We start from the raw sequence: 19,814 nt of genomic DNA, 5'->3' as shown, positions 1-19,814 counted from the left end.
TGCGAAAAAGCACGGGCGCACACTGTGGTGCGCCCCTACCAGATCATTGACAGTTTCCCTATCCCGTAGGGGCGGACCATTGTGTCCGCCCGATCATACCCGCCGGATCACGTCCGCCACATGGGGTGTGGCCCCTCATGCACCAGTAAAACAACGATTCCATATTACGGACGCCGGATGTGACGCACCTGGCCGTCGGCCTGCCCGACCAGCACGTCGGTGGCCAGTCCCAGAAACAGGCCATGGTCCAGCACGCCGGGCATCGTCGAGAGCGTGACGGCCAGCGCATGCGGATCGTCGATGCCATCGGGAAAGCGCGCGTCGATCACCCAGAAGCCCTGATCGGTCACCACCGGCCCGTCCTTGCACTTGCCCATCCGCAGCACGGGCTCGGCCCCCATGCGTCGGAGCTGTCGCAGCACCGGCTCGGCCGCCATCGGCAACACCTCGATGGGCACAGGCCAGCGCGTGCCCAGCCGATCGACCAGCTTCGACGCGTCCACCAGCACCACGAAGCGCCGGGCCAGCGAGGCCACCACCTTTTCCCGCGTGTGGGCGGCCCCGCGGCCTTTGATCAGGTTCAGCTCCGGACTGACCTCGTCGGCCCCGTCGAAGGCCAGGTCCAGCGCCTCGACGTCCGCCAGCGTCACCAGCGGAATGCCCTCGGCACGGGCCAGCTGCTCCGCGGCATACGAAGTGGGCACGCCCACCACACGGAGCCCTTCTTCGCGCACGCGCCGCCCCAGCGCCCGGATGGCCCAGGCAGCCGTCGAGCCCGTTCCCAGTCCCAGCCGCATGCCCGGCTCCACCATGGCCGCCACCTTTTCGCCCGCGGCCTTCTTGGCCCGATCGGCCGCCGACAGCGTCTCTTCCATAGGCTATTCGTAGCGCAATGCCTCAATGGGATTCAACCGAGCCGCCTTGTACGCCGGGTAGCTACCGAACACCACGGCCACCAGCGTCACCAGCAGCATACCACCCAGCGCCCAGTCCCAGGGAAAGACGGCCGAAATGTCGAAGTACACCGCCACCAGATTGCCCCCCAGCGCACCCAGTAAGATACCGACAAGGCCGCCGATCTGGCACAAGAAAAATGCTTCAAGCAGGAATTGCCGTAGAATGTCGCGTCGCCGGGCGCCCACGGCCTTGCGGATGCCGATCTCGCGTGTGCGCTCGGTGACCGACACCAGCATGATGTTCATGATTCCGATGCCGGCCGCCAGCAGTGCAATCAGCCCGATCCCGGCCCCGCCGATCGAAAGCGTGCGCGTGAACGCCTCGAAAACGCTTCGCATCGAGTCGTTCGTGCTGATCTCAAAATCGTTGGGCTGGCCGGGCGGCACCTTGCGGATGACGCGAAACTTGCTGATCACCTCGTCCATCGCCGCACCCAGCCGTTCCGGACTGCTGACGCGCACGCTGACGGCCGCCAGGTTGCGGTCCGGCTGTCCGTAGCGGGCAAACGCCGTCGTGATCGGAATCAGCACGCGCCGGTCCTGGCTGAAGCCCAGAAAGCTTCCCTTGGTTTTCAGCACGCCGATCACCTCGTAGCGATGCCCGCCGAAGCGCACCACCTTGCCCAGCGGCGTCTCGTTCGGAAACAGCTCCTCGGCGATCACCGAGCCCAGCACAATGACCGGCCGCGCGTAGTGCACATCCTGCGCCGTAATGAAGCGGCCCTCGGCCAGCTCGTAGCTGAAGTTTTCCAGAAAGTTTTCGTCGGTGCCCAGGAGCTGCACGTTCGGCTCGGTCTCCCGGTCCCCGTAGCGCACGGACCCCAGATCGAAATCCTCCAGAATGCTGATGAAGACCGGTTGCGAGAGACTCCGCTTGAGGCGTTCGATCTGTTCGTACGTAATGGGCTGGCGGTAGTCGAACTGCTCGTTGCTCACCCGGATGCTCGGGTAGCGGCTGATCGTGAAGGTGGACGACCCCAGAAAGTTCATCGACTCGCGGAAGTACACGTCGATCACTTCGACGGCCGTCACCGAGCTGATGATCGCGAAGACGCCGATCACCATGCCCAGCAGCGTCAGTCCCGAACGCAGTCGGTTGGTGCGCAGGGCCGTCCAGGCCATCCGGAAGGCTTCGACAAATTCCATGGCTCACTCGTAGCGTAACGCTTCAATGGGTTGGGCACGGGCGGCCGTCCAGGCCGGCGCCAGCCCGAACGTGATACCGGTCAGCACGCAGATCAGGAAGGCAAGGGCGACCGTCGTGGCCGGCAGGAAGGCGTCGATGAACAGGTTGACCACGCCGGTCAGTGCCATGGCCAGCAGCACGCCGATCACGCCTCCGATCATGCAGACCAGGATCGCCTCGATCAGAAACTGCACGAGAATGGCCCGGCGCGTGGCGCCCACGGCCTTGCGGATGCCGATCTCGCGCGTGCGTTCTTTGACCGACACGAACATGATGTTCATCACGCCCACGCCGCCCACCAGCAGCGACAGACCCGTCAGAAACAGCCCCACGCCGTAGATGGCGGTCTTGACCGGCGCCAGTTGTTCCCGGAGCGCCTGCTGCTCGTTGATCTCGAAGTCGTTCTTTTCCAGCGCATCCAGCCGGCGCGCCACGCGCAGGACCCCCGTCAGTTCGTCCTTCGCCAGCGCCATCAGCTCCGGATCGACCACCTTGACGTGAATGGACACGCTCCGGTTGCGAATGCCGAAGAACCGCGCGTAGGTCCGGAACGGAATGAACACCTGGGTGTCGGTCGAAGCCGGACTGTCGGGGCCGCTTCCCTTGCGCTGCAGCACGCCGATCACCTGGCAGCGATGCCCGCTGAGCCGGATGAACTTGCCCAGCGGTTGCTCGACGGGAAACAGTCGGGAGGCCACCTCGGCGCCCAGCACGCACACGGCGCGGGCGCTTCGCTCTTCCACTTCGGTGTAGAAACGGCCGAGCGCCAGGTCCACCGCGTGCACCCGGGGATAGTCGGCTTCGGCGCCCACGATGGTCAGCGACGAGACGGTGGTGCCGCCATAACGGGCCGTGCCCATGCGATCGAGCACCGGCACGGCGGCCACCACGTAGCGGGCCCGCTCCTCGATCACGTCGGCCAGCTCGGGCGTGATGTCCGGGCGGTTGATGTACTCCCACCAGCGCGAGCCGGGCCCGACGATCCAGGGCCACTTCTCCACATACAGCACGTCGGTGCCCAGCTCCGAGAGCGACTCGTTGAAGTCCCGCTCGATGCCGTTGATCACCGTGGCCATCAGTGTGACGGCCACGATGCCGATGATGATGCCCAGCGTGGTCAGGACGGCCCGCAGCTTGTGCGCGGCGATGGCCCGGAGCGCGGCCATCAGGCCCTCCCAGAGTTCGAACAGCAGCAGCGACATACGTCGGTCGATTTCCCGGTGCGACTGTCGTAGCCTACGAGCGGAAGTCGGCCGGGTTGCGTCGCTCAACGACGCGCATAAAGGCGCACAAGCAGGATGAGCTGGCCGCTGTGATGCGCGGCATGTTCGATCAGGTGGTGCAGGATGGTGGCGCGCCGCACGGGCAGCCGACGCCGTCCCACGGGACGCACCGCGTCCAGTTCGGCGTCGGAGAGTGCTTCGATGCGCTCGGCCAGCGCCGCAAACTGCCGTCGGAGCGCGTCCAGCAGTTGCTCCCGCGAATCGCCTCGCGGCGTCCAGTCGGTGCGTGCTTCGGCCGCCAGCGCCTCGGGATCAGGCGCCGGGTCCAGCGCATAGGCGGCCAGTCGGCGGCTGGCGCCCAGGATGTGCTGCACGCGCGCGCCGATCGACGGCACGCCCGGCGCCGGCTCCCACCACAGCGCCGCCTCATCCGGAAGCTGATGCAACGCCTCCTCGATCCAGTACTGCACCTGCTGCAAGCCCTTGAGCAGATCGGCCCGCCGGGCCTCCGCCCCACGCGCGCGGTCCGGCATCAACCAGGGTTCGCTCATGACCTGTCCCGTTTTTTACAGGTTATACCGTCAAACGAATTTCGCCCAAACAGATAAAAGTTACAATTTTACAGGCACTTTTCCTCTTGACAGATTGTGTGTGTGCGTGTGTAACTTAACGGCAGCTTCTCAAAAGCAAGGACTTTTCACCAACCCGGACACTTCGGGCCATGTCGGCGGTGCAGAAAATCGGCCTGGGCCTGCTGCTTCTGGCGCCGAGCTGGGGCCTGCACGCCTGGCGCCTGCATCGAAGCGTGCCCGAGGTGCCCTTCCCCTCCGAGGCCTTCGTGCCGGTCTGGACCCCGGCCGGAAACCCCGAGCCGACGGACGCAGCGGGCGAGGTGCTGCTGTTTTTCAGCCCGAACGAATGCGGCCAGACCGTGGCGCGCACGGCTCAGGCCTGGGTTGAAGGGGCCCATGCACTGGGTTTTCGGGTGGTGGGGATTCTGGAGGATCGGAGTCGGGAGCTGGCGCGGCGCTATGCGGCGGTGATGGGGTTTCCGTTCGGGGTGTGGTGGGATTCGCTGGGGTGGTACGGGCGGCATTTCGGGGAGGCGTTGTTGCCGCGGGCGCTGGTGCGGCGGGAGGGTCGGGTGGTGGTGGAGCTGGGTCCGGAGGTGTTGCGCACGGTGGGGGATGCTTCGTCGGTGCGGCTGTTGTTGTTGGACGATCACCGGTGATCGGATAGAGGGCGTATGTTTCACCAAAACAAAAGGAGGTGAGCGATGAAAGGCTGGAAGGATCGACTGGCGACGTTGTTTCTGGTGCTGGCGCTGGGTCTGAGCCTGGTGCCGTGGGTGTATCGGCCTGATAATGTTGTAGCAGATCCGCCTGATTACATTTGCTCTAACGACTTTACGGTCCCTAATGATTGTGGTGGCGTTCCTGTCAATTGCTTCTGTCCAATAATCATTAAGCCGAAGTGAAGGTGAAGTGTGGAATTACGAATAGAGGGTTTCGACAATGTGCGGTTTATGCCCTTGTCGGAACCCTCCTTGTTTTATGTAGTTGCCTGCTAAAAGAAGAGACAATTGTCTTTTCTGCTACACTATTACCTGTAGATACAATATTTCTAAAAGAGCCGGATACACTCTTTCTGGGGGAGTTCAGATCAGTTGCGGTTTCCTTAGATCCTTTTCGACTATACGTGCCCGACAGACGACTGAGGCGTATCGTTGTATATGACAAATCCGGAATGCCTGTGCAGACTTTCGGATATCCCGGCTTTGAAGAACCGGGCTCTCTCTTGGGGCCTCTGTATGTAACATTATTAAATGATAAGGTATATGTTCAGGAAATATTTAACAGAATCGTTGTTTTTGATCGAACAGGAAGATTTTTATCTCAAAAGAGAATGCCTGAATTTTATTATCCAGAGTTTCCTCTTAGGGTTCTGGATGATCAACATATTGTTGTAGCTTCAACAGATATCAGGGAACCCTGCAGTGATCCTCTTGGGAAGCCCTGTAAGGAGACACGAACGGTTTCTATTCTCGACACTTCCTTTACCCATGTAAAAGGTCGATTTGGCTTTTACCCAACGCTGTATTTTGAAAAGAACCTGGCAACCAGAGCTCCACGCATAGATGTGAATGCAAACCGTAGAATTGCAGCTGTAGGATACAGTCTTTCTCCAGAGATTCAAATTTATGCGCTCTCAGATACTGGAGGTGTGTTTCTTAAAAGCGTGTATTTTCAACATCCTGAATGGCATTCTCCGAATGAAGATATACCTGCAAATCTGGCCATAAACGATCGAAAGAAATGGGAATCCTTAATGTTGCGGACATCACAGACTTTCGAAGTGTTTTTTGTGGCAGACACTTTGATTTTAGCTTTTTTTGCTAACAAAAAGTCAGATTATTACTCAATGAAAGGATGGGATGACAGTAAGATTGAGCCACATGGAGTGCTGGTCTCGTTGTCGGGCGCCTGGCAGCAGGCGTTGGAGCTTCCGGGTCCGGTGCTGGGACGGGACGAAGCTTTTCATCTCTACATCCGGTTGTCGGACGAGCCGGACCGGCGGCTGATCGGCCGCTTCCGCGTGGAGGTGCGACGGTGAAGGGCGTCCATGTCCAGTTCAGAACCTCCGACACTACAGATCCTTCTCCAGTCGCAGGCGGTAGTCGCGGTAGAACGTGTTGTAGTCGGCGCGGGTGACCCGGAAGCCCTCGGTCAGGCCCAGCACGGCCATGCCGGGATGCCGGTTCGGGAACGTGTCGTAGGCGAAGCGCCGATAACCCTTCTGGCGGGCCCGCTCCATCATCACATACAGAAGCTGGCGAGCGATGCCCTGACGCCGGTATTCGGGCAGTACCCCGCCCTTGGCGCTGTAGAACGTACGGCTGTTTTCGCGGTAGCCGATCTTGAAACCGACGGGCACGCCGTTGACCCGGGCCAGCAGGATCATCAGGTCGTCCCGATCGAACGTGTTGATGATACGCTCCTCGTCGAAAATGGCCCGGTTTAGCTCCCGGATCACGTCCAGTTGCTCCAGCCCGACTTCTTCGATGGTCAGGACGGCGCCGTTCTGGACCGGTGCGCGGTAGAGCTCCATCATTCAATCGCCTGGCGGTAAGGCAGATGCGCTCGAACCCGGCAGTTCATAGGCGGAAGAAGCCGTGGGTTCCTCCACGAGCACCCAGGGCTCCAGAATTTCTTCCGGCAGGTCTTCCAGAAAGCGGCTGGGGCTGGTCAGGTACGAGCCGGAGCCGGCCTGGTAACGCACCATCGGATAGGAAATGAACAGATACTCCCGCGCGCGGGTGACGGCCACGTAGAGCAGCCGGAGCTCCTCGTCAAGCGCTTCTGGATCGTTCAGCGCATAGGCCGAAGGCAGAATGCCTTCCAGCGCGTGGATGATGAACACCGTGTGGAACTCCAGGCCCTTGGCCGAATGGATCGTCGAGAGCACCAGCGGCGGTTCGTCTTCGACGAGCGGCTCGACCTCCAGCGCGGTCAGTTCCAGCGGATCGAGCACGAGTGCTTCCAGAAACGCCGCCCGGCTCTGAAAGCGGGCGCTCAGACTGACCAGGTGCTCCAGGTCCTGCAGCCGCTTCGGGTAGTCCTCGTAGTAACGGCGCTCGCACAGCGGCCGGTAGTAGTGCAACAGCTCGGTCAGCTGCGCCTCCAGCGGAAGCTCGGTCTCCCAGAGCTGGCGCAGCAGCGTGAAGAGCCGGATCAGCGCCTCGGCGTAGCGGGGCGAAAACGGTCGCTCTTCCAGCGTAAACGGCGTCGCATCGGCCGACGTGATCCATTCGATCAGTCGCTGCGCCGTGCGCGGGCCGATCCCTTCGATCAATTGCAGCACGCGGTTCCAGGCAGCCGCGTCTTTCGGGTTTTCGAGCAGTCGGAGGTAGGCCAGCAGGTCCTTCACATGGGCCGCTTCGCTGAGCTTCAGCCCGCCGTACTTCACGTAGGGGATGCCCCGGCGGTTGAGCTCCATTTCCAGATCGAACGCATTATGGCTGCTCCGGAACAGCACGGCCATCTGATGCAGCGGCACGCCCTGCTCGCGAAGTGCCAGAATCATCTGACAGACGAAGCGGCTTTCGGTACGCTCGTCCGGTGCCGGGACGATGGCCGGCCGCTCGCCCTGCTTGCGCTCGCTGAAAAGCACCTTGTCGTAGCGGTGGTGCGCCCGCCGAATGATCCGGTTGGCCAGATCCAGAATAGGCTGCGTGGAGCGGTAGTTCTGCTCCAGCTTCAGGATACGCGTGCCCGGAAACAGGCGCGGAAACTCGAAGATGTTGCGGAAGTCGGCACCGCGGAAGCGGTAGATCGACTGCGCGTCGTCGCCCACGGCCATCACGTTGCCGTGCACGGCGGCCAGCGCCTGCACGATCTGCGCCTGCAGGCGGTTGGTGTCCTGGTACTCATCGACGAGCACATGGCGGCACCGCGCCGCTACCTGGCGATGCACGTCGGGGTGCTGCCGGAAGAGTTCGATCGTGCAGGCCAGCAGGTCGTCGTAGTCCATCAGGCCGTGCTGGCGCTTGTAGCGGGCATAGTCCTCGCGTAGCGCCTGCAACGCTTCGAGATGCTCCAGAAACTGCGGATAGCGGGCCTCCAGGATCGTTTCCAGATCGGCGTCGGGGTGGCTGGCCGCCGCCGAAAAGATGGCCTGGATCGTCTGTTTGCGGGGAAAGCGACGGCCGCTCCGATGCAATCCGTGTGCGGTGCGGAGCAGATCGATCACGTCGGCGGCGTCCGAAGCGTCCAGCACGGTGAAGTTCGAGGGGTAGCCCAGCCGGCCGGCATAGCGTCGGAGCAGTCCCAGACAGAAAGCGTGGAAGGTGCCGCCCTGCACCCGCTCGCAGCGTCCGTCGAGCAGCGCGGCGGCCCGCGCCAGCATTTCGCGGGCGGCGCGGCGCGTGAAGGTCAGCAGCACGATTTCCTCGGGCGGTGTGCCGGTCTCGACCAGATAGGCCACGCGGTAGACCAGCGTGCGCGTCTTGCCCGTGCCGGCCCCGGCCACCACCAGGATCGGTCCGCCCCCGGCCGTCACCACCGCATACTGCTGCGGGTTGAGCTGGCCGGCATAGTCCACGGTCAGGCGGGTGGTAGGGGCTTCGGCTTCCGGCTTCAGTACAAAGCGGCGCGCCATTTCGAGCGATGCGAGCGGGTTTTGCCCATTCTCAACGCGAGGCGACAGCGTGTGATCCGGTTCGGTGCTTTTTTGTCGCGGGACTGGCTTACGTGCGCGTTTCTTTATAGATTAAAGAACCTGCAGGTTGCGTGCGCTGCCGCCTGTGCAACAAAGGCCGGCCGCCGTCCGTTTCTGCTCGGTTCGTAGATCCGGTGGCTGCAAGCTCACAGATAGCTCATGGGTAAAGTTATTGCGATTGCCAACCAGAAAGGGGGCGTAGGGAAGACGACCACCGCGATCAACCTGGCCGCTTCGCTGGCCGCCATCGAACATCCCACGCTGCTGATCGACATCGATCCACAGGCCAACTGCTCCTCCGGCGTCGGCATCAATCCGCGGACGGTCCAGAAATCCACCTACGAGGTGCTCATCGGCGACATCTCGCTGGAAGAGGCCATTCAGCCGACGGAGCTGCCGTTTCTGGAAGTCGTGCCCAGCCACATCAATCTGGTGGGCGCCGAAATCGAGATGATCGACGTCATGGAGCGGGAGCGGATTCTGGCCAATGCGCTGCGCCGCGCCCGCCGCAAGTACGATTTCATCATCATCGACTGCCCTCCGTCGCTGGGTCTGCTGACGCTCAATGCACTGACGGCGGCCAACTCGGTCCTGATTCCCGTACAGGCGGAATACTTTGCGCTGGAGGGGCTGGGTCAGCTCCTGAACACGATCAAGATCGTGCGCCAGCACCTGAATCCGGAACTGGAAATTGAAGGGGTGCTGCTCACGATGTTCGATACGCGGCTGCGCCTGTCCAACCAGGTGGCCGAAGAGGTGCGCCGCTACTTCGGCGACAAGGTTTTTCGTACCATCGTGCAGCGCAACGTGCGGCTGTCGGAGGCGCCCAGCTTTGGTCGGCCGGTGCTGCTCTACGACATCACGAGCGTGGGCGCCCGCAACTACATGGCGCTGGCCAAAGAGATTGTCCAGAACAACCAGCGGTTTCTGCTGCCGGAATCGACCACCGAAGAGGCTTCGACGAACGGCCTGTCCATTCCGGCCGGTCGTCGTTCGCCTTCGTCCGACGCCGCGCCGTTTCGACCGCATCCCGAACAAGACGCCTGAGCAAGCAACCAACGGTTTATGGCCACGAAGAAAGCAGCCCTGGGGCGCGGGTTGAGCGCCCTGCTTCCGAGTGTGAACCAGGAAGCGACGCCCCCCGAAGAGGTGACGGGCGTCGAGACGCCCAAGAGCCGCCTCTATCACTTCGAGGAGCGGCTTCGGCTGCTGGGACGAGTGGCGGAGATCGACATCGATCGGATTCGCCCCAACCCGTACCAGCCGCGCAAGGACTTCGACGAGGAGGCGCTGGACGAACTGGCCCGCTCGATCGCCCAGCTCGGTATCATCCAGCCGATCACCGTGCGGGCGCTGGGCAACAACGAGTTTGAGGTGATCTCGGGCGAGCGGCGTCTGCGCGCGGCGCGCCGGGCCGGCCTGAAGCGCGTGCCGGCCTACGTGCGCGAGGCCGACACCGAGGAAATGCTGGAAATGGCGCTGGTCGAAAACGTCCAGCGCGAAGAACTGAACCCGATCGAGGTGGCGCTGGGCTATCAGCGGCTGATCGAGGAATGCGGCCTGACCCAGGAGCAGGTGGCCGAGAAGGTGGGCAAGAACCGCGCAACGGTGGCCAACTTTCTGCGCCTGCTCAAACTACCACCCCGCATTCAGGCCAGCCTGCGCGACGGCACGATCACGGCTGGCCATGCCCGCGCCCTGATCGGCCTGCCCGAACCGGTCCAGCTCCGGCTGCTGCAGGAGATCGAAACGAAGCAGCTTTCCGTCCGCGAAGTCGAAGAACGGGTGCGGGCCTGGCACCGCCGGCAGGAGCGCAAGACGACGGGCGAAGCCGCTACCACGCCGGCCGAACCGGATCCCGAGACGCTCCAGATTCGCGACTACGAAGACCAGTTGCGGCGACGGCTGGGGACCCAGGTGCGTATCCGGCACCGCTCGGGCCGCGGCGGCCGCATCGAGATTGCCTACTTCTCCGACGAGGAACTGGAGCGCCTGCTAAGCCTGCTGCTGGGCACATGACCGGGCTGCTGCTGGCGTGCCTGCTGCTTCCGGCGGGCGCCGCGCCGCCGTCGCCCGATTCGACCCGCACCCACTCGCCCGAAGGGGCGCTCTGGCGGGCTCTGGTGCTTCCCGGCTGGGGCCAGATCTACAACCGCCAGTACTGGAAGGTGCCGTTCGTCTATGCCGGACTGGGCGGCTTTGCGGCGCTGGCCCACTTCATGAACGAACGCTACCTGCTCTACCGCCACGCTTACCTGTACGCCATCGCCCCGGATCGCTACCCCCAGTATCGCGACGAGGGCGAACGCTTCCGCGCCGTGATCGAAGCCGGACGCGCCGACCTGCTGCGCCAGTACCGCGACCGCTACCGCCGCAACCGTGACCTTTCCTACATTGCGCTCGGCTTATGGTATGGACTGACCGTGCTGGATGCCTACGTACATGCCCACCTGTACGATTTCGACGTGAGCGAAAACCTGCAGCTTCGCCTGCTACCCCGCCCGAACGGAGCCGCGCTGCGCCTGCAGGGACAATTTTAAAATTTTGAATTTTGATTTTCTTTTCTGCATAAATTTTACGATCTTCCGGCAAAATGCCCTGACCATCCGGTCTGCAGGGGGAGCTGAAGCTTCATGGCACGTATCGTTTACGCACTGAGCGGCCAGGGACGGGGCCATGCCTCGCGCGTGTTGGCCGTTGCTCGGGCGCTACGTGCGCGCGGCCACGAGCTGCGCTTCTGCGGCGGGGGCACCGCCCGTGCGGTGCTCGAAGCCTGCGGCGAGACCGTCTGGCCCGTGCCCTCGCTCTGCCAGGTGCTGCACGGCAACCGCATGCGCCTGCTGGCCACCCTGCGGGCCAACCTTCCGGTGATGCGTCGGCTGCGCCCGTTGCTCGACGAGTTGACCGAAAAGCTGGCCGACTTCCGCCCCCATCTGGTCATCACCGACTTCGAGGCGCTGACGCCTCGTGCGGCGGCCCGCCTGGGTCTTCCGGTACTGTCGTTCAACCACCAGCAGGTGGTGACCGAAACGCGTTACCGGCTCCCCCTCCGCTACTGGAAAGACGCCCTGCTGGCCCATCTGGCCATTCAATTGATTGTCCCCCGGCGTCCGTTGCACGTGCTGCTGACCTCGTTTTACTTTCCGCCGCTGCGCCATCCCGAACGCGTCACGCTCATTCCTCCGATCATTCGCGACGAAGTGCAGGCGCTGCGGCCCACCACCGGCTCGCACGTGCTGGTTTATTTCAACCAGCCCGAGGGCGTGGACCATCTACCCGAAGTGCTCGCGCGCCTGCCGGCGTCGTTCGTGCTCTACAACGTCCCGCGCCCCCCTGAAGCGGAAAAGTACCCGAACCTGACGTTCAAGGCGCCCTCCATCGACGGCTTTCTGGAAGATCTGGCCAGCTGCCGGGCCGTACTCTGCACGGCCGGCTTCACGCTGATGAGCGAGGCGCTCTACCTCGGCAAACCGTTGCTGGTCGTGCCCAACCGGGGCATCTTCGAGCAGACGCTCAACGCGCTGTTTCTGGAGCGTGAGGGACTGGGCATGGCCGTCTTCGATCGCGAACTCCGGAGCGAAGACGTGCGCCGCTTCCTCGAGGCCTGCCCGCACTACGAAAAACGCCTGCGGGAACGCTCGCTGCGATGCGGCAACGAAATGGCCCTGAACTTCATTGAACGGCTGCTGCAGCGCCTGGAAACGCCCCGCTATCGCGGACGCCCTGCGCGAACCCCCCGTGAAAATACCGCGCTTTCGTTCATCTAAACCGAATAAAAACGACGCGTCATAGATCCTTATACAGTATGCTGCGTTTTAGCGCAAGTTTGAGGATACTGCCCCAGACATAACAACCTGCACGATATGCCCATGTCGGACGCGGCCCGTACGCCACAGGAACGGCTGGAGACCCAGGTTTCGACTTCGGAACCCAGCCTGTTCGCCAAGTGCCACAAGTTCTTCGCGCCGGAGGGCGACTACGCCCGGGTGAAGGCGGCCGGCCTGTACCCCTACTTCCGACCCATCGAGCGCAACGAAGGCACACGTGCCATCATCAACGGCCGGGAGGTGATCATGGCCGGCTCGAACAACTACCTCGGGCTGACCTCGGACCCCCGGGTCAAAGAGGCCGCCATCGAGGCCATCCGCAAGTACGGGACAGGCTGTACGGGGAGCCGCTTCCTCAACGGTACGCTGGACCTGCACCTGCAGCTGGAAGAGCGCCTGGCCCGCTTCATGGGACGGGAAGCCTGCATCGTCTTTTCGACCGGCTACATGACGAACATGGGGGTCATCCAGGCGCTCACCTCCAAAAACGACATCATCTTCTCGGATAAAGACAACCACGCCAGCATCGTGGCCGGTACCCAGGTGAGCCTGGCCGACACGGTGCGCTACCGGCACAACGACCTGGACCATCTGCGACGCCTGCTCGAACGCGCCCAGGCCGAGCGGCCGGAGGCCGGCAAGCTAATCGTCACCGACGGCGTCTTTTCCATGAGCGGCGTCATCGCACGGGTGCCGGAGCTGGTGGAGCTGGCCGAAGAGTTCGGCGCCGCGCTGATGCTGGACGACGCCCACGCCGTCGGCGTGATCGGTCCGGGCGGACGCGGCTCGGCGGCCTACTTCGGCCTGGAGCACAAGGTGCACCTGACCGTGGGCACCTTTTCGAAAAGCTTCGCCTCGCTGGGCGGCTTCTGCGTGGGCGACCGCGACGTGATCGAGTACATTCGTCACACCAGCTCGGCCCACATCTTCTCGGCTTCCATGCCGCCGGCCAACGTAGCCACCGTACTCAAGTGCCTCGACATCATCGAGCAGGAGCCGGAACGGCTCGAACGCCTCTGGAAGATCTCCGACTACATGCGCGAGGGCTTCCGCAGCGCCGGCTTCAACGTGTGGAACAGCCAGACGCCGGTCATTCCGGTCGTGATCGGCGACATGATGACCTGCTTCCGCTTCTGGCGCGAGCTGCTGGAAGAAGGGGTGTTCGTCAATGCGGTGGTGCCGCCGGCCGTCCCACAGGGCCAGGCGCTACTGCGGACGTCCTTCATGGCCACGCACACCGACGAGGAGCTCGACTACATCCTCGAAGCCTTCCATCGCGTCGGAAAGCGACTGGGCGTCATTCAGGCCAATGGAAGCTACTGAAACGCTCCCGGAAGTCCGCGTCGCCCCCCCGGTGCAGGTGGTGCCGGTTCGCGGCCGGCGCCTGCTGCGCAAATTCATCGACCTGCCCTACCGGCTCTACCGGGACAACCCGTACTGGGTCCCGCCGCTGCGCCGGGACGTGGCCCAGATCCTTTCGCCCCGCAAGAATCCCTTTTTCGAGCACGGCCAGATTCAGCCGTTTCTGGCGCTGGACGCGTCGGGACGGGTCGTCGGCCGCATTGCGGCCATCGTCAACGGCATGCACCTGAAGAAGTACGACGACGGCGTCGGGTTTTTCGGCTTCTTCGAGTGCGTGCCGGATTTCGCGGTGGCCGAGGCGCTCTTCAAGGCCGCCGCCGACTGGCTGCGCCAGCAGGGCCTGCAACACATGCGCGGCCCGACCAACCCCTCGCTCAACGACATGGCCGGCCTGCTGGTCAACGGCTTCGACCGCGCCCCCTCCATCCTGATGCCCTACAATCCGCCCTACTACGCCGACTTTCTGGAGCGGGCGGGCTTTACGCGCGTCATGACCATGTGGGCCTACTACGTCCACAAAAAATACCTGAAGGCCGAAAAACTGGAGCGGGGCGTCGAGTTGGTCCGGCGGCGCAACCCCACCATCACGCTGCGCACGCTCGACATGCGCCGCTACGACGAGGAGGCGCGGACGGTGCTGGACATCTACAACGAAGCCTGGTCCGAAAACTGGGGCCACGTGCCCATGACCGAACACGAATTCCAGCACCTGGCCCGCGCCCTGAAGCAGATCGTCGATCCCGAGCTGGTCCTCATTCTGGAAGACAACGGCTATCCCGTCGGCTTTTCGCTGCTGCTGCCCAACCTGAACCAGGCGCTGCGCCATGCCCGTGACGGCCGGCTGTTTCCCTTCGGACTGATCAAGATCCTGCTGGCCGCCAACCTGGGCGCCATCTACGAAACCCGCATGCCCCTGATGGGCATTCGTAAAAAGTATCACGGCCGCGGGCTCGATGCCCTGCTCGTGCTGGAAACGATCCAGCGCGGCAAGCGCCGCGGCTACGAAGCCTGCGAGATGAGCTGGGTGCTCGACACGAACAAGGTGTTGCTGAACGCCCTCGAACACCTTGGGGGTGTGGTGGATAAAGAATATGCCCTCTTCGAAAAACCCCTCTGAAACGATCCGCTTCGTCTATTTCGACCTGGACGATACGCTGCTCGATCATCGGGCGGCCGAGCAGGCGGCACTGGCCGACGTGAAGGCCGCCTTTCCGGACGTGTTCGCCCACGTCCCGCTGGAGCAGCTGCACCACACCTATCACACGATCAACACCGAACTCTGGGAGCAATACCAGCGGGGAAAAATCGACCGTCCGGCGCTGATGCACGCCCGCTTTGCGCGGCTGATCGAAGCACTCGGGCTGCAGGGCGTCACCTCGGAGCAGCTCAACGCCTGCTACATGGAGCGCTACCGCCGGCACTGGCGCTGGGTACCGGGCGCCCGTGAGGCATTTCTGACGGTGGCCCGCCATCTGCCCGTGGGCCTTCTGACGAACGGCTTTGCCGCCGTACAGCACGCCAAGCTGGCGCGCTTTCCGGAGCTTCGCCAGCATGCAAAGGCGCTGGTCATCAGCGAAGAAGTGGGCGTGGCCAAACCCCATCCGGAACTGTTCGCCCATGCCACCCGCGCGGCCGGTGTCACGCCGGAAGCGATCCTCTACGTCGGCGATTCGTTCGGAAGCGACGTGCTCGGTGCAAAAAACGCCGGCTGGCAGGTGGCCTGGTTCACGCCTGCCGCGCTGGCGTCCGTTCCCGAAAGCGTCTTTGTCTTTGCTCACTGGCCGGAGCTGCTACGCTGGCTCAACCTCGGCTGAAGCTACGGTCTCCGTCCGCCGCACACCCCGTCCTTCGATCGGGGGCCGATCTTCCTGCGTGGCTGCCCGGAGCCGTTCGACCAGCTCGCGGGCTGCCCGCACCTGGTCCTTCAGCCCTTCCAGCCGGACCTGCAGGTGCGCCGCGTTACGCCACAGATCCGGCCGCAGGTTCGTCTGCACGTACTGAAGAAGTCGGCCCCCGTCGGCGTACGCCTGCTCGACTTCCTGCGCCAGCGCCTGCAGCTCGCGGGCCAGTTGCTCGAGTACCTGCACGGCCTCCTGCTCGGCCGCCCCGTCCGGCACTACCCGCGGCCAGTGGACGTGCATCGCCCGGTTCGGATTTGCCTCAGCCATAGCGCCCCCCGGTTCTTTAGAAAAGTTTCTCTGTAAAGACCTTCTTTTTCCGGTTCGGATCCCGCTGCGCTCTGAAAAAAATCGTTGCGCTTTAGTTGGCGCAACGCCTTTTCTGCCAGAAATCCGGGGGATAATGCGCCAATAGTACTTTCCAGTTCAGCGCAAAACCACGAGTTTTTGATCAAAAGCCTGCTTCCCACGGTATATGGCCCACAGCGAAGTCAACGGGCAGCGTCGTCTGCTGCTCCTGGTGGATGCCGACACGGCCCTCCATCCTTTCATTCAGGCTGCCCTTCGCCGGGCGCCCTATGCCTCGCTGCGCTACATGATGTGCCACCCGGTAGTCAACGCCGATCAGCTTCGAGAGCATCTACCGCAACACCACTATCACGTGGCGCTGATTTCGCTGGAGTCGATCGGCCACCCCACGTGGCCGCTGGAAGAAAATGCCCACCGCACCATGCAGTTGATCCGGGAAGCGCCGCCCGATCACCAACCCCCCGCCGTTGCGATGACGTCCGTGGGAACGCTACGCCATCGCGATGCCGTCCTGCGGCTGGGATTTGCCGGCTATCTGTGCAAACCGTTTACGCTGTCGGCCCTGTTTGAGGAACTGGCCACGGCGCTGACGCTCAACTCCTGAGCTACAGCGCGATGACGCCGCGCACGCGGGCCGCCGCCTTGTAGATGGCAATGATCTCGTCGCTGGACCGCACCTCCATGCGCGCCGTCAGGCTGATGTAATTGCCCTTGCGGGATTCGCGGATCGTGACCGGGTAGTGTCCGAAAACGGCCCGAAGTGCCTCGCGTTCACTGGAAGGGGCAATGAACTTGAACAGATACTCGGCCGGCCACTCGTTCTGATCGTCCAGAAGTTCCTGAAATCGATCCCACCAGCTCTGCTGTGGTAAACCACCCATCGGTACGTACTTCCTGCTGTTTCGGACTCTCATCGTGCAGAGCAAAAAGTACGCCCTTCGAGCGCATTCGTTCGCCCGCCGGCCATCGGGTAGCCGGCCTGCCATTCGTCCAGTACTCAGCAAGCAGTCCCGTTCGCTTTTGCCAGACGCATCGGGAAACCCCAGCACTTGCTTCACGTGAGATCCCACGATCTAACACCCCTGTCCATGACGTTTGCGCAGCCACAGTGGCTCTGGTTGCTGGCACTGGTGCCGATCCTGGCGCTGGTGCGCTGGTGGCGTGCGCGCCGTCGCGGCGGGGACCTGCTCTTCAGCAGTGCGGCGCTGGTCGAAGCGGCACCGGCCACGCTCTGGATTCGCCTGCGCGGGTTGCCCTTCGCGCTCCGGCTGGCCGTGCTGACGCTGGGCATTCTGGCGCTGGCCCGCCCGCAGGAACGGCACGTCTTCGAAAAACGCACGGTCGAGGGACGCGATCTGATGCTCGTACTCGATCTGTCGTCGTCGATGCTCGCGCAGGACTTCTCGCCCAGCCGCTTCGAGGTGGCACGCCGCACGGCCATCCAGTTCGTCCAGGGGCGCCGGGCCGACCGGATCGGGCTGGTGGTCTTCGCCGGACAGGCCTTCACACAGGTGCCGCCCACGCTGGACTATCGCTTTCTGCTGACCATGCTCCAGCGCCTGCAGGTAGGACGCCTTGAAGACGGCACGGCCATCGGCACCGCCATTGCCACGGCCATCAACCGGTTGAAAAACTCCGAAGCCCGCAGCAGGGTAATCATCCTGCTGACCGACGGCCAGAACAACCGGGGTGAGATCGATCCGCTGACGGCCGCCGAGCTGGCCCGTCAGGCGGGCATCCGCATCTACACGATCGGCCTCAGCGGCCGGGGCGAGGCCCCCTATCCGGTGCAGACGCCTTTCGGCACCCGACCGCAACCCGTACCGGTCGAGATCGACGAGGCCATGATGCGCGAGGTGGCCGAAAAGACCGGCGGCCGCTACTTTCGCGCCACCGATGCCCGTACGCTGGAGGCCATCTACGCCGAGATCGACCGCCTGGAGAAAAGTCCGGTGGCCGTCACCCGCTACGAAACCGCCCGGGAGCGGTACGCGATCTTTCTGGGACCGGCCCTGCTGCTGCTTCTGCTGGAAGTGATCCTGCGCACCACCCGACTCCGCCGCCTGGTCGTCACATGAACCTGCACTGGCTCCATCCCGAATGGCTCTGGGCGCTGGCCGCCGTGCCGGGCACCGCGCTGCTGCTGATGTGGGCGGCGCGTCGGCGCCGGCGCGATCTCGAGCGGCTGGGCGATCCGGTGCTGATCGCCCAACTGGCCGCGCCGGCTCCCGGACGTGCCCGGCTGCGGGCCGCGTTGCTCCTGACCGCCGTGGCACTGCTCGCGCTGGCGCTGGCCGGTCCCCGCCTCGGCCTGCAACCCCGCCAGGCCGAACGGCGAGGCCTCGACCTGCTCATCGCACTGGACGTGTCGAACTCCATGCTGGCCGAAGACGTGGCGCCCAGTCGACTGGCCCGCGCCCGATACGAACTCTATCGCCTGCTCGAGCATCTGGAAGGCGATCGCGTGGGCCTGATTCTGTTCGCCGGCGACGCCTTTCTGCAATGTCCGTTCACCACGGACTACGGCGCCGTACGGCTGTTTCTGGACGTGGCCGATCCGTCGCTGATCCCCACGCCGGGCACCGACTACGTCCGCATGATCCAGGTGGCCCTGCAGGCCTTCGAGGCACCGCAACCGGACGAAGTACCACGTAGCCGGGTGCTACTGGTCGTCTCCGATGGCGAAAACCACGCGGAGGGCTTCGAGCAGGCGCTCCGCCAACTTCAGGAGGCCGGCATCGAGCGGCTGGCTGTCGGCGTGGGCGAAACCGCGGGCGCCCCGATTCCCGTGTACCGCGACGGCCGCCGCGTGGGCGTCCGGCGCGACGCGGAAGGCCGTGTCGTACACACGCGGCTGGAGCCGGCCACGCTACAGGCGCTGGCCGGACCGGACGGCTACTTCCATCTGGGACGCACCGGCGAGGTCGTGCCAGCCCTGCTGAAGCGGCTGGACGGCTTCGCCCGGACCCCGATCGCGACCGAGACGTTCGAAACCTTCGCCGAGCGTTATCAGTGGCCGCTGGCGCTGGCCCTGCTGTTGCTGGTGCTCGAAGCGCTGCTGCCCGAACGCCGCCGAACGCTCCAGACCGCCTGAGACGATGCGCCTACTGATCGGACTTGCGCTGCTGCTGTTGCTGCTTGCCGACGACGGCGCCCGCCAGGGCCGCCGGGGCAACGCGGCCTACCGGGCCGGACGCTACGCCGAGGCGGCCGAGCATTACCGCCAGGGATTGCTGCTGACGCAGGATCCAGCCACGCGCTTCGGGCTGCAGCACAACCTGGGGGCGGCCCTGCTGCGTCTGGGCCAGGCGGGAAGCGCACGTGCCGCTCTCGACGCGGCGCTCCGCATGGCCCCCGACGATGCCGCACGGGCACGCGCCGCCTACAACGCCGGCAACGCGGCCTTCGCCGAGGGCGACCTGCAGGCGGCCCTCCACTACTACCGCACGGCGCTGCTGGCCGACCCCGACTTCGAAGATGCCCGCTTCAACTACGAATACATCCTGCGACACCTGCCGCCTTCCAGCCCGCCCCCTCCGTCGGCAGGCGGGGCCGGACAGAACGATCCGAACGACGCCAACACGCAGAACGCACCCGGACAGGGTGTGGCGGACGGCAACCGCCGGCACAATGCGGAGCGTGCGCCTGCGCAGAACGACCCGTCCGATTCCGCCGCCTCTGAAAGACAATCCCAGACACCCACCTCATCGGCGCAGCTCTCGCCCGAGGCGGCCGCCCGCCTGCTCGACGCCCTGCAACGCCAGGAACAGGAGGCCCTCCGGCGTGCCCTGCGGCTGCCCACCCATCCCCGTACGGTCAAAAAAGACTGGTGAGCG

The 19,814-nt window shown here is 63.9% G+C and carries 22 protein-coding genes; 14 read left to right on the top strand and 8 right to left on the bottom strand.

All coding sequences use genetic code 11. The features are described from left to right. Positions 1-164 precede the first annotated feature (164 nt). The 4 genes from rpiA to GYH26_RS02360 form a co-directional block, all read right to left on the bottom strand. Positions 165-875, bottom strand: a complete 711-nt coding sequence (rpiA, locus tag GYH26_RS02375; protein ID WP_161540334.1) for a ribose-5-phosphate isomerase RpiA — start codon at positions 873-875, stop codon at positions 165-167. A 3-nt stretch (positions 876-878) separates the two neighbouring features. Further along, positions 879-2,102: an ABC transporter permease gene (locus GYH26_RS02370; RefSeq protein WP_161540333.1), complete on the bottom strand. Its 1,224-nt coding sequence runs from the start codon at positions 2,100-2,102 to the stop codon at positions 879-881. A gap of 3 nt (positions 2,103-2,105) precedes the next feature. Continuing rightward, a complete protein-coding gene (locus tag GYH26_RS02365; protein ID WP_012842970.1) occupies positions 2,106-3,344 on the bottom strand; it encodes an ABC transporter permease in 1,239 nt (412 codons plus the stop codon). 65 nt (positions 3,345-3,409) lie between these two features. Next, positions 3,410-3,916, bottom strand: coding sequence for a DinB family protein (locus GYH26_RS02360; RefSeq protein WP_161540332.1), 507 nt, complete (start codon positions 3,914-3,916; stop codon positions 3,410-3,412). A 170-nt stretch (positions 3,917-4,086) separates the two neighbouring features. Here GYH26_RS02360 and GYH26_RS02355 point away from each other — a divergent pair, with 170 nt between their 5' ends. The 3 genes from GYH26_RS02355 to GYH26_RS02345 all read left to right on the top strand — a co-directional run bounded on the left by GYH26_RS02355 (position 4,087) and on the right by GYH26_RS02345 (position 5,978). Further along, positions 4,087-4,596, top strand: a complete 510-nt coding sequence (locus GYH26_RS02355) for a hypothetical protein (RefSeq protein ID WP_161540331.1) — start codon at positions 4,087-4,089, stop codon at positions 4,594-4,596. Positions 4,597-4,641: 45 nt separating this feature from the next. Beyond that, complete coding sequence (locus GYH26_RS02350) at positions 4,642-4,842, top strand: hypothetical protein (protein ID WP_161540330.1); 201 nt, start codon at positions 4,642-4,644, stop codon at positions 4,840-4,842. Positions 4,843-5,117: 275 nt separating this feature from the next. Next, complete coding sequence (locus GYH26_RS02345) at positions 5,118-5,978, top strand: hypothetical protein (protein WP_206751736.1); 861 nt, start codon at positions 5,118-5,120, stop codon at positions 5,976-5,978. Between the two features lie 33 nt (positions 5,979-6,011). Here the strand turns inward: GYH26_RS02345 and GYH26_RS02340 are convergent, their stop codons facing one another. Both GYH26_RS02340 and GYH26_RS02335 read right to left on the bottom strand, forming a co-directional pair. After that, entirely contained in the window at positions 6,012-6,476 is a 465-nt protein-coding gene (locus tag GYH26_RS02340) for a GNAT family N-acetyltransferase (RefSeq protein ID WP_242006559.1), read from the bottom strand. After that, positions 6,477-8,522, bottom strand: coding sequence for an ATP-dependent helicase (locus GYH26_RS02335; RefSeq protein WP_161540328.1), 2,046 nt, complete (start codon positions 8,520-8,522; stop codon positions 6,477-6,479). A 219-nt stretch (positions 8,523-8,741) separates the two neighbouring features. Here GYH26_RS02335 and GYH26_RS02330 point away from each other — a divergent pair, with 219 nt between their 5' ends. The 7 genes from GYH26_RS02330 to GYH26_RS02300 all read left to right on the top strand — a co-directional run bounded on the left by GYH26_RS02330 (position 8,742) and on the right by GYH26_RS02300 (position 15,585). Then, complete coding sequence (locus tag GYH26_RS02330) at positions 8,742-9,629, top strand: ParA family protein (protein ID WP_161540327.1); 888 nt, start codon at positions 8,742-8,744, stop codon at positions 9,627-9,629. An 18-nt stretch (positions 9,630-9,647) separates the two neighbouring features. Next, positions 9,648-10,601 carry a ParB/RepB/Spo0J family partition protein gene (locus tag GYH26_RS02325; protein WP_161540326.1) on the top strand — a complete coding sequence of 318 codons (954 nt, stop codon included), beginning with the start codon at positions 9,648-9,650 and terminating at the stop codon, positions 10,599-10,601. Next, on the top strand, positions 10,598-11,122 hold the full coding sequence (locus GYH26_RS02320; RefSeq protein WP_161540325.1) for a DUF5683 domain-containing protein: 525 nt from the start codon (positions 10,598-10,600) through the stop codon (positions 11,120-11,122). The genes GYH26_RS02325 and GYH26_RS02320 overlap by 4 nt, the downstream gene beginning before the upstream one ends. 93 nt (positions 11,123-11,215) lie before the next feature. Beyond that, positions 11,216-12,349, top strand: a complete 1,134-nt coding sequence (locus GYH26_RS02315; RefSeq protein WP_161540324.1) for a glycosyltransferase family protein — start codon at positions 11,216-11,218, stop codon at positions 12,347-12,349. A 96-nt stretch (positions 12,350-12,445) separates the two neighbouring features. Beyond that, positions 12,446-13,732, top strand: coding sequence for an aminotransferase class I/II-fold pyridoxal phosphate-dependent enzyme (locus tag GYH26_RS02310; RefSeq protein ID WP_161540323.1), 1,287 nt, complete (start codon positions 12,446-12,448; stop codon positions 13,730-13,732). Further along, a complete protein-coding gene (locus GYH26_RS02305) occupies positions 13,719-14,888 on the top strand; it encodes a hypothetical protein (protein ID WP_161540322.1) in 1,170 nt (389 codons plus the stop codon). The genes GYH26_RS02310 and GYH26_RS02305 overlap by 14 nt, the downstream gene beginning before the upstream one ends. Next, positions 14,863-15,585, top strand: a complete 723-nt coding sequence (locus GYH26_RS02300) for an HAD family hydrolase (protein WP_014066147.1) — start codon at positions 14,863-14,865, stop codon at positions 15,583-15,585. Before GYH26_RS02305 ends, GYH26_RS02300 begins: the two co-directional genes overlap by 26 nt. Here GYH26_RS02300 and GYH26_RS02295 read toward each other — a convergent pair. After that, positions 15,562-15,939, bottom strand: coding sequence for a hypothetical protein (locus tag GYH26_RS02295; RefSeq protein WP_014066146.1), 378 nt, complete (start codon positions 15,937-15,939; stop codon positions 15,562-15,564). The two genes, GYH26_RS02300 and GYH26_RS02295, sit on opposite strands and share 24 nt — an antisense overlap. A gap of 205 nt (positions 15,940-16,144) precedes the next feature. On the opposite strand from GYH26_RS02295, the gene GYH26_RS02290 reads away from it, so the two are divergent. Beyond that, positions 16,145-16,582 carry a response regulator gene (locus GYH26_RS02290; protein WP_161540321.1) on the top strand — a complete coding sequence of 146 codons (438 nt, stop codon included), beginning with the start codon at positions 16,145-16,147 and terminating at the stop codon, positions 16,580-16,582. Position 16,583: 1 nt separating this feature from the next. Here the strand turns inward: GYH26_RS02290 and GYH26_RS02285 are convergent, their stop codons facing one another. After that, complete coding sequence (locus GYH26_RS02285; RefSeq protein WP_014066144.1) at positions 16,584-16,859, bottom strand: DUF493 domain-containing protein; 276 nt, start codon at positions 16,857-16,859, stop codon at positions 16,584-16,586. 207 nt (positions 16,860-17,066) lie between these two features. Between GYH26_RS02285 and GYH26_RS02280 the strand changes: the two genes are divergently transcribed. From GYH26_RS02280 to GYH26_RS02270, 3 genes are read left to right on the top strand one after another with little or no spacing between them, the layout of a single operon-like run. Then, entirely contained in the window at positions 17,067-18,056 is a 990-nt protein-coding gene (locus tag GYH26_RS02280; protein ID WP_161540320.1) for a vWA domain-containing protein, read from the top strand. Next, positions 18,053-19,072, top strand: coding sequence for a VWA domain-containing protein (locus tag GYH26_RS02275; protein WP_014066143.1), 1,020 nt, complete (start codon positions 18,053-18,055; stop codon positions 19,070-19,072). The genes GYH26_RS02280 and GYH26_RS02275 overlap by 4 nt, the downstream gene beginning before the upstream one ends. A 4-nt stretch (positions 19,073-19,076) precedes the next feature. Next, positions 19,077-19,811 (top strand): tetratricopeptide repeat protein, encoded by a 735-nt coding sequence (locus tag GYH26_RS02270; RefSeq protein WP_161540319.1) that lies wholly within the window; start codon positions 19,077-19,079, stop codon positions 19,809-19,811. The last annotated feature ends 3 nt before the right edge of the window (positions 19,812-19,814 follow it).

The organism is Rhodothermus marinus, assembly GCF_009936275.1.
Taxonomy (GTDB): domain Bacteria; phylum Bacteroidota; class Rhodothermia; order Rhodothermales; family Rhodothermaceae; genus Rhodothermus; species Rhodothermus marinus_A.
The sequence above is the reverse complement of the archived record's forward strand: the minus strand, read 5'-3'. Positions and strand labels throughout refer to the sequence as shown.

Excerpts from the sequence above, each read along its gene's own strand:
- rpiA (WP_161540334.1), bottom strand. The coding sequence starts at position 875 with ATGGAAGAGACGCTGTCGGCGGCCGATCGGGCCAAGAAGGCCGCGGGC.
- GYH26_RS02370 (WP_161540333.1), bottom strand. The coding sequence starts at position 2,102 with ATGGAATTTGTCGAAGCCTTCCGGATGGCCTGGACGGCCCTGCGCACC.
- GYH26_RS02365 (WP_012842970.1), bottom strand. The coding sequence starts at position 3,344 with ATGTCGCTGCTGCTGTTCGAACTCTGGGAGGGCCTGATGGCCGCGCTC.
- GYH26_RS02360 (WP_161540332.1), bottom strand. The coding sequence starts at position 3,916 with ATGAGCGAACCCTGGTTGATGCCGGACCGCGCGCGTGGGGCGGAGGCC.
- GYH26_RS02355 (WP_161540331.1), top strand. The coding sequence starts at position 4,087 with ATGTCGGCGGTGCAGAAAATCGGCCTGGGCCTGCTGCTTCTGGCGCCG.
- GYH26_RS02350 (WP_161540330.1), top strand. The coding sequence starts at position 4,642 with ATGAAAGGCTGGAAGGATCGACTGGCGACGTTGTTTCTGGTGCTGGCG.
- GYH26_RS02340 (WP_242006559.1), bottom strand. The coding sequence starts at position 6,476 with ATGATGGAGCTCTACCGCGCACCGGTCCAGAACGGCGCCGTCCTGACC.
- GYH26_RS02335 (WP_161540328.1), bottom strand. The coding sequence starts at position 8,522 with ATGGCGCGCCGCTTTGTACTGAAGCCGGAAGCCGAAGCCCCTACCACC.
- GYH26_RS02330 (WP_161540327.1), top strand. The coding sequence starts at position 8,742 with ATGGGTAAAGTTATTGCGATTGCCAACCAGAAAGGGGGCGTAGGGAAG.
- GYH26_RS02325 (WP_161540326.1), top strand. The coding sequence starts at position 9,648 with ATGGCCACGAAGAAAGCAGCCCTGGGGCGCGGGTTGAGCGCCCTGCTT.
- GYH26_RS02320 (WP_161540325.1), top strand. The coding sequence starts at position 10,598 with ATGACCGGGCTGCTGCTGGCGTGCCTGCTGCTTCCGGCGGGCGCCGCG.
- GYH26_RS02315 (WP_161540324.1), top strand. The coding sequence starts at position 11,216 with ATGGCACGTATCGTTTACGCACTGAGCGGCCAGGGACGGGGCCATGCC.
- GYH26_RS02310 (WP_161540323.1), top strand. The coding sequence starts at position 12,446 with ATGCCCATGTCGGACGCGGCCCGTACGCCACAGGAACGGCTGGAGACC.
- GYH26_RS02305 (WP_161540322.1), top strand. The coding sequence starts at position 13,719 with ATGGAAGCTACTGAAACGCTCCCGGAAGTCCGCGTCGCCCCCCCGGTG.
- GYH26_RS02300 (WP_014066147.1), top strand. The coding sequence starts at position 14,863 with ATGCCCTCTTCGAAAAACCCCTCTGAAACGATCCGCTTCGTCTATTTC.
- GYH26_RS02295 (WP_014066146.1), bottom strand. The coding sequence starts at position 15,939 with ATGGCTGAGGCAAATCCGAACCGGGCGATGCACGTCCACTGGCCGCGG.
- GYH26_RS02290 (WP_161540321.1), top strand. The coding sequence starts at position 16,145 with ATGGCCCACAGCGAAGTCAACGGGCAGCGTCGTCTGCTGCTCCTGGTG.
- GYH26_RS02285 (WP_014066144.1), bottom strand. The coding sequence starts at position 16,859 with ATGGGTGGTTTACCACAGCAGAGCTGGTGGGATCGATTTCAGGAACTT.
- GYH26_RS02280 (WP_161540320.1), top strand. The coding sequence starts at position 17,067 with ATGACGTTTGCGCAGCCACAGTGGCTCTGGTTGCTGGCACTGGTGCCG.
- GYH26_RS02275 (WP_014066143.1), top strand. The coding sequence starts at position 18,053 with ATGAACCTGCACTGGCTCCATCCCGAATGGCTCTGGGCGCTGGCCGCC.
- GYH26_RS02270 (WP_161540319.1), top strand. The coding sequence starts at position 19,077 with ATGCGCCTACTGATCGGACTTGCGCTGCTGCTGTTGCTGCTTGCCGAC.